Annotated in this window: 10 protein-coding genes; 4 read left to right on the top strand and 6 right to left on the bottom strand. The window is 43.4% G+C overall.

Annotated elements, in window-relative coordinates; all coding sequences use genetic code 11:
- The coding region (locus QUB16_RS13015; RefSeq protein WP_333316559.1) for a hypothetical protein at positions 1–224 on the top strand (224 nt) is incomplete at its 5' end.
- Here the strand turns inward: QUB16_RS13015 and dndC are convergent.
- On the bottom strand, positions 162–1,844 hold the full coding sequence (gene dndC / locus QUB16_RS13010; protein WP_333316558.1) for a DNA phosphorothioation system sulfurtransferase DndC: 1,683 nt from the start codon (positions 1,842–1,844) through the stop codon (positions 162–164). The genes QUB16_RS13015 and dndC overlap by 63 nt on opposite strands.
- Positions 1,845–2,018: 174 nt before the next feature.
- On the opposite strand from dndC, the gene QUB16_RS13005 reads away from it, so the two are divergent.
- On the top strand, positions 2,019–3,194 hold the full coding sequence (locus tag QUB16_RS13005) for a DNA sulfur modification protein DndB (RefSeq protein ID WP_333316556.1): 1,176 nt from the start codon (positions 2,019–2,021) through the stop codon (positions 3,192–3,194).
- Between the two features lie 67 nt (positions 3,195–3,261).
- On the top strand, positions 3,262–3,873 hold the full coding sequence (locus QUB16_RS13000) for a hypothetical protein (RefSeq protein ID WP_333316554.1): 612 nt from the start codon (positions 3,262–3,264) through the stop codon (positions 3,871–3,873).
- Positions 3,874–3,904: 31 nt separating this feature from the next.
- Here the strand turns inward: QUB16_RS13000 and dndB are convergent, their stop codons facing one another.
- Positions 3,905–5,041, bottom strand: coding sequence for a DNA sulfur modification protein DndB (dndB, locus tag QUB16_RS12995; protein ID WP_333316552.1), 1,137 nt, complete (start codon positions 5,039–5,041; stop codon positions 3,905–3,907).
- Positions 5,042–5,266: 225 nt separating this feature from the next.
- Between dndB and QUB16_RS12990 the strand changes: the two genes are divergently transcribed.
- On the top strand, positions 5,267–6,859 hold the full coding sequence (locus tag QUB16_RS12990; protein WP_333316550.1) for a DGQHR domain-containing protein: 1,593 nt from the start codon (positions 5,267–5,269) through the stop codon (positions 6,857–6,859).
- Here the strand turns inward: QUB16_RS12990 and QUB16_RS12985 are convergent.
- From QUB16_RS12985 to QUB16_RS33590, 4 genes are read right to left on the bottom strand one after another with little or no spacing between them, the layout of a single operon-like run.
- Entirely contained in the window at positions 6,852–7,220 is a 369-nt protein-coding gene (locus QUB16_RS12985) for a type II toxin-antitoxin system RelE/ParE family toxin (protein WP_333316548.1), read from the bottom strand. The genes QUB16_RS12990 and QUB16_RS12985 overlap by 8 nt on opposite strands.
- Complete coding sequence (locus QUB16_RS12980; protein WP_333243736.1) at positions 7,213–7,449, bottom strand: hypothetical protein; 237 nt, start codon at positions 7,447–7,449, stop codon at positions 7,213–7,215. The genes QUB16_RS12985 and QUB16_RS12980 overlap by 8 nt, the downstream gene beginning before the upstream one ends.
- 28 nt (positions 7,450–7,477) lie before the next feature.
- On the bottom strand, positions 7,478–7,693 hold the full coding sequence (locus QUB16_RS12975; RefSeq protein WP_333316545.1) for a DUF6887 family protein: 216 nt from the start codon (positions 7,691–7,693) through the stop codon (positions 7,478–7,480).
- Between the two features lie 46 nt (positions 7,694–7,739).
- The gene (locus QUB16_RS33590) at positions 7,740–7,868 is read right to left on the bottom strand and encodes a DUF6888 family protein (protein WP_445251120.1); all 129 of its coding nucleotides are present in this window, start codon (positions 7,866–7,868) and stop codon (positions 7,740–7,742) included.
- Positions 7,869–7,916 lie beyond the last annotated feature (48 nt).

Genomic DNA, 7,916 nt, shown 5'->3' with positions numbered 1-7,916 from the left:
CTTCAGTCGGTTTTAACCGACTTTCGCTCTCTCGACGGGGATTTCAATCCCCGGCGGGCTTGTGGGTAAGCCCGATCGCCCCAAAGCCCGATCGCCCCAAAGCCCGATCGCCCCAAAGCCCGATCGCCCCAAAGCCCGATCGCCCGATCGACATTATTGACCTAATCTTTGCTATTTTTCTCCCCTACATCAGGAGTAGAAAATTTAATATCCGCCCAAGATAGCTGTCTGCTTTGATTGCTATTGCTTTCGAGTTCTTCTTTAAGTTTGGCAATATCAACGGTATCGTTTTTGGCGGAACTGTTGGTTTGGGCGATCGCATCTTTGAATTGCTGAATTTTTTCCGTCGGATTTGCTTTAATATCTTCCACCGCTTTTTTTAAATTGCGTTGATAGTGGGCGTTGCCAATCGCTTCTTCCTTCGATCGCGAACTGGTTTCAAAGCATTTGTCCAAATCGGCGTAAATGCCTGTACGGCGGGGCTTCGTGTAGTATTGGCGTTCTGTATCCAGGAGTTTTGCCATCAATTCGAGGTGCATTTTGTCCTCGCTGCAAAGGTCTTCGATTACAGTCCATTCATCGCTACCGAGGAGTTTTCTTTCGGCGGCGGGACGGGAATCTTCAAAAGGTTCGCCCGTGACTTCTTCGTAAATCCGGGGCAAACTGTCGTCGAATTCGTGTCTTTCTTCTAGCCAAATACGCCGGATTTCGCTCAGCTCTTCCGGGGAAATTAAGGTGATATCTCGCATTTCTTCTGGTGCTTTAGAACGAATTTCGGTTTGAACAGAAAGAAGTCGCCTCAATAAATAATCACGCGCTTCTTTACTATAGGGGCCTGGAATAGGCTCAATAGATTTTTCACCCTCTAAATTGCGTTCATAGAGTTGAACATTGCCATTACGTCGCCTAAAGTCACGTCGATCGCGACTATCTTCAACATCCAATTCCACACGGAAATCTAGTAGAGGTTGCAACCACTCTTTTTCTTCATCATTTTGAATCATCGCTGTTAGCGATTTATCCTGACTAACCATTGTACACACCCAGCACCCAAAACGAGAACTACCACAGCTAGGGGTAGAAGTATCGACAACTAAGGGACATTCATTATCAGCACTCGCACCCCGGTACATAGCGAACAAATCTTTGTTGCTGTATCCCCAAGGATTGTCCCACTGCATCAGATAAAGCCAAACTTCATCATCACGCCAGTCTTCAATAGGGCTATAAACCAGAGAGTTCGGTAAGTTCATATTGGGGCTTAGGCGCTCCCGCACCCGTCGGGCTTCCATTTTTTTCATCCTATGAGCGCGCTTTGTGCTTTCAGCTTTACGAGTCCCTAATACAAGTATTGTTTCCCCGCTAGTTCGGATAATATTACGAATAAAACGGTTAGATGGAGAAATTTTTAGGCGATCTGTACACCAGCGAAACTTACCTCTGGGTGCTGGGTATCCTTTGCCAATCAAACCTACCCAAAAAGTATCTGTCCACTCTGGTTGTAACACATGAGTATTTATGGGCATTTCTTGCTCTGTGGCTGCAACATTCATTTGCTTAATAGACTTACGAACCCATGCCGATACGATGGGGTTTTCTACTAGAGTGTCTGTTGTGATGACATCAATTTTTTTTATACGTTTTTCCTGGGGAATCTTAGAAATCGCATTCCAAATTAGCTGTAATACTGCCGTTGAATCTTTTCCCCCGCTATATCCAATTACCCAAGGAATTTCGTCAAGACAATATAACTCTTGGATTTCCTCAGTTAGCAATTCTATGTCTTCTATTAATTCGGTAACGGTGCGACTTTGGAATAATGACATCTGTTGAGTTGGTATCATATCTGAAAGCTCCTATTGTCAGTATTAATATTTTACGATATAATGTCGGACTTTATCAAAGTTGATTGTTTTTTTTGTTATTTGTTCATGCGGCAAAATAGTATTCCTGATTAGTTTACATTTATATGGTTGGTGATGTAAAATTGTGTCTATACGCAAATTTAATTAACTTATATGTCTGACAATAACCCTCCTCAGTCCGATAGAGCTCCGCGAATTGATGAGTTACTTGCTCCATACTTCGCCAAGTACCACCGTGAGAAGTGCTATCCAGGGCTAATTTTCCAGCAGGGAAAGCGGAAAATGGTGCAAATAAATATCCCGGCTAATGACTTACCTACCCTCCTCCAGGCCAAACCATCAACTGGCAACGATCCTGATTCTGGTAAAAACCGCCCAGAGGTAAAGGGTCATGCTGAGGACATAAAACAATATATTCTTAAACGCGCTAGAAATGATCAACCCTGGATTTTGGGGACACTGACAGCAAATGTCGATCCAGAAAAGATTGACATTATAGAACTAGGTCGGGGGATTTGTCTAGTAGTTATTCCTCGTGGTGTTAAGTTAGATATTACTGATGGACAGCATCGCAAGCGCGCTATTCACGAGTTAATTGAAAGTGCTGCAGGCGAGTTAATAGGTGATAATGATTTCCCTATTACGCTGGTTTTAGAGGAAGACTTTAACCAGTGTCAGGCAGATTTTCGAGATATGGCGCAGACAAGACAACTGGATAAATCATTACTTTTGTCATTCGGTGAGTTTGAAGGTCGAGTTGGTATTACCAAAAGCTTACTTGAAAAAGTAGCAATGTTTTATAAAAAGACGGATAAAATTAAATCGACTCCCGACAGTAAAAAGAAGTTGATATATACAACTAATTTCATAGCAAGAGCGGTAAGCTGTGCGTTTACTGATGATCCAAGTGATGAACTTAAAGATTTTGAGGTGGGGGAATCATCAGAGATTTTGGCTAGATGTCTTAATAATTTTTTCTCCAAATGTAGTCAGACTAGACATATTTGTGAAATAAGCGTTGAAGAATTGACAATTGAAGATGTTAATAAATTTACAGACTCCTGTATCTTGGGTAGAAGCGTGGGACTAGAAATTTTAGGTCGGTTGCTATACTGTACTTATGACAGAGATAGCAGCCAAGATTTTGAAACAGAAAGAGTGTTGCAACTAGCTCAATTGGATTGGTCTAGAAAAAGCCATCTTTGGGAGGGAAATGTAGTTTTGTATAACTCGACCCCGACCAATAATAAATCCTACAAAATGTCATCAAATGCTAGTAGTGTAAAAGTAGCAGTCAGCAAAGTAAAAGCCCATCTAGAATGGATTTAACAAATATTATCAGTCCTCATCTGCGTGCATCTGCGGTTCTCAAATCCATCCCATCCGCAAACTAAATATGTCCTACAGCGACTTCAAAACCATCGACCAAGCCGTCTCAACCCTGGATCTAACCGTTGAAGACATTCCCCACTTATTCAGCCAAATTACCCCCCTCGCACCTTCAGAACGCCTCAAACAAACTCTTGACGAAGCTTTAGACTTAGCCTCAAGTATCAGCACCGAAAAAGCTCGATCGGAATTAATCATTACTCCCATTCTACTCGAAATCCGGCGCACTTTTAACAACAAAATTGGCTACTTTTCCGGCAACACATTTAACGTAGAAGAGAGCAAAGGATTAACAGGGGCTTGTGACTTTCTCCTCAGCGCATCGAGCAATCAATCATTAGTGACAGCCCCAGTCTTGACATTGGTGGAAGCAAAAGACAACGATATTAGAATAGGATTGGGACAGTGTGCGGCTCAGATGGCAGCAGCTCAAATATTTAATGCGCGCAAAGGGCAAGAACAATCCGCAATTTATGGAGCAGTTTCAACTGGTACAAACTGGAAATTCCTAATTTTAGAAAATCAGTTGTTAAAAATTGATTTGACTGAATATTTTATTACTCAGCTAGACCAAATATTGGGCATTCTTGCAGAACCATTCAGACGCTATTTTAAGTAGCCTAGTTTTTGGCGGCATTTTGGCGCTGCAATTACAAACGCAGGTGGCCCGGGCGTCCCGCCTGTGCTGCCTCTGCGGTTTCCAAACTCAACCGATTTTTCAAATAATCAGTCATCCAACTAACACTCGCCCTCGACTTAGAAATCCCCCCTTTCAACAAAATCCCACCCTCCCAATCAGGATTAGAAATCGACCAATCAACCTGCTGCAAAAGGCTCAAATGTTCCTCCCAACTCTCAGGAAAAACCGACAGCAAAGCCGCCCCAACTTCCCCCAAACTCTCAAGCACAACACTGTGACAGTGTACGCAATCCCGGCGCATTTCCCCCGCCGCAACTTGCTTGTGCAGAACTAATTGCCAATCAGGAATAAAACTGCAAACCGCATTCCAATAACTAACCGCCAGTTGTATTTTTTGAGCAAGTTCTTCCTCTTTCTGTTCTTTTTTGGTGCGAGAACCAGAGGGTTTTGCCTGTTCGCTGCCGTGAATATTAGACAGCAAAGCCATGATAGCACGATCGATCGCACTCAGCGTAAACAATTTGTGCGATCGCCCGTTCAAACTCCCCTTCTCCATCTCAGTCAAACACCGAAAAACCTCAACCTGCTTAACAACCGCCTTCACCACAAAAGCGCGATCGTCCCGGTGGTTGTAAAGTAGACTGAGTGACGCCTCCAAAGGAACTTGAAAACCGTTCAAATCAGCAAACATCTGCTGCGATTTTTCCAACCCAATATCGAGAAACAAAATCAGCGCCACCGTCTCATATCCCAACTGCGGATTTTCCCTCAAAGCCATCTCAAAAGCCGCGCGGCGATGCTGTCCGTCATTAATAGTAAACTTAGCATCCATAGGCACTCGCAAGCGACCGATTTTCCGGTCTTCGGCCTCATTTCCAACTGCTTCAAAAGTAATATCCGCATCAATCGAAGCAGCAATTGCCCCACAAGTATAATTTGTAGGATTCTTGACAAAATAATCAGCAATTTCGGGAATCCTAGCTTTGTTAAGCGCGCGTTTCGCCCGCAGAGACGGTGGCAATTCTTCAGATTCAAAGGGAAACAATTTCGGCAAAAAACGCACCGGACACATCGACACGTAATATTCGCGGCCCGCTTGAATTCCCCGGATGACCGGCAAAATGTATTCAAAGGAAGGAGTAGACATATTTTAGAATGGGGCAGTGGGAATGGGGCATTGGGAATGGGGCATTGGGCATGGGGTATTGGGCATTGGGCATTAATAGCTATTGACTTTTTGCAACTTTTATGGTAAATGGGCGAGGAGGGCATAATTTAAGTATTTCACAATGTTTTTTTAAAAACAAGTGTTGACATAAACTTTAATATATGATATTTTTTGAAAAAATAGCCTATTATATAAAAACCGCCGATGAACACCAACCCAGCGGATGACCTCGCTATAAAAATTTTAGAAAAAGAAAATAGCGACCGACAGGAAATCGCACTTTTATTAGATAATTATTTAGGAAAGGACGATCGCATTTTCGTACAAAAAACCCAGATGGGAAACAGCGAAGCATACATCGGTTCAGTCACCCTAGAATGGTTAGACTCTCGCGTCCGTTTCGCCTCCCAAATGCCGCTTTTCCGCCAAAAATTCGACCTCCAAACTAACAACATCGTCCGCGACGACGAAACCATTGACGAAATTATCCAGCGTCCCTTAGATTGGTCGCGCCAAGCCGCCCTTACTCAATATTTAGCCGCCCGAAAATCGCACAAATTCCCCGCAGTTTTAGTAGTCGTCAGTCCCCCGTGGGTAGACAATCCTTTAGCCGAGGAATGGGATAAAAATGGCGTAGCAACCAAATCCGCGACTGAATTTACATCCTTTGAGAAAAACGAGAATTTAGGGCTTTTGAATGTCTCTCAAAAAGTCTCAATTTTTGCCTTAGACGGCCAGCATCGGCTGATGGGAGTTCAAGGTTTAATGAGTTTAATTAAAACCGGAATCCTGCAAAGATACAACAAAAATAAAAAACCTGTCGGCGCTGCAATTACTCTGGAAGATTTAGCAGAAGAGTATCAAATAGATCCCGAAACAGTGTATAAATTAGCTCACGAAAAAATCGGAATTGAGTTTATCCCGGCGGCGGTAGCGGGAGAAACGCGGCAGCAAGCACAACGGCGCGTGCGATCGATCTTTGTGCACGTTAACCTAATGGCGGTAACGCTGAGTCAGGGCCAGCTAGCATTATTGAACGAGGACAATGGATTTGCGATCGCAGCCCGAAAAATTGCCGTCACCCATCCCTTATTAAAAGAGCAAGATGACAGAAACCCCCGCGTCAATTGGGACAGCGCCACAGTCGCAGCAAAATCAACTGTGTTAACCACATTGCAAGCGCTGCAAGATATGTCCGAACGATATTTAGAATACAAATTCCCTCATTGGAAGCCGGAACGTAAAGGTTTAATTCCCATGCGTCCCGAAGATGAAGAACTAAAAGAGGGAATTGAAGAGTTTAAAAAATTGTTCGATCATTTAGCAACTTTACCCAGCTATCAAAGAATTGAAAGCGGCGAAGAAACGGCCGAATTGCGCCGATTTAATTTTGAAAAGCCAGGGGGCGAGGGAAATATTTTGTTCCGTCCAGTCGGTCAAGTTGCTTTAGCTAATGCTTTGGGAATTCTAGTATTTAGGAAGAAACTTTCCCTGAAATCTATTTTCGACAAACTCCGCAGATTCGATGTCGATGAAGGATTTAGCCACATGGACAATCCTGAGTCTGCGTGGTACGGGATTTTGTACGATCCGAACAAAAAGCGAGTGCTAGTTTCTGGAAAGGATTTAGCGACGAAGTTAATTGTATATTTGGTAGGGGGAATTCAGGACGATATGGATCGAGCTCATTTGCGGCAAGCGGTGGCGGAAGCGAGGACTTTTGAGGATAAAGCTATTAGTTTTAACGGCCGATTTGTGCAGCCACAAGAGGTAGGATTGCCACCAGTGCTTAGCTAAGTTTTGATTGTTGCTGATTGCGGAAGTTATCGATAATATCATTAATTTCTTCTACAGCAACCGTTTCTTGGTCAGATTTGGCATAGATGATGAGCAAGATGAAACAAGTGGTTGATGTGACTTGATAAATGATGCGATAGCCTCCACTTTTCCCTTTACTAATGTCACTGTTTTTGGCTCTTACTTTAAAGACGGTGTAGCCTGTACCAGAAATGCGATCGCCTGGACATTCGCCTGCTTGCAACTGCTGTAGGAGAGGTTGCAAGTCGGTTTGAATCTGACGATAGCGTTTGGCGAGGGTTCGGAGTTGGCGCTTGAATTGATCTGCAAACAGAACCTGGATGCTGGGTAGTTCAGACATCAATACCATCCCAAAGTTCTGCGATCGGGTGAACTTTACCGTCTTCTACTTCCTGAAGCGCAATCCGAAGACTGTTGAGGATATCTTCTTTAGATAGCTCTTCTTCGTCTTCTTGAAACAGTTGGCGCAGCGATTCTAAAATCAGGGTTTCAATGGGCAGGTTGAGTTGGCTAGCTTTCTCAAGAAGTTGCTGTTCTAGGCGATCGGTAATGGTGAGGTTAATTTGCATGGGTGTGCCTATCAATTTTATTAGATTGCTAACTATTGCTATTTCTTGCCGCTTCTAACTTGCGGCGAATTGCGGCTTGAACTTTCTCATCAAAATCTGGATCACTGGGACTTGCAATAATCCTCAGCGGATGCTGATTGATTCTGTCTAAGTACGCCTGAAAAGCGGCTCGATTTCCACGATGTTTAAGAAAATACTGTTTCAATTCAGTATTCGACATTGCATTATAGTTAACTTGGCTCATCAGCAAACTCCCCATTGGGTAAAATTTGGAACTCAAGCTCTTCATCCTACCCAGCCAATATGTATACGTTACGAGTGCGATCGTCAACACAAATCAGATGTATAGGCTGAAGCATCGTGTAGGTCAGTGGATAACTGATTCGATATAAGCTCTCTAGCTGGGCAGCAGTAGGCATTTGTCAATCACTCAACCTAATACTTATCTTAACATATAACTCAATGAA

Source organism: Microcoleus sp. D3_18a_C4, from assembly GCF_036702415.1.
GTDB lineage: Bacteria > Cyanobacteriota > Cyanobacteriia > Cyanobacteriales > Microcoleaceae > Microcoleus.
Note: the sequence above shows the minus strand (reverse complement) of the source record. Positions and strands in the feature narration are given on the sequence as shown.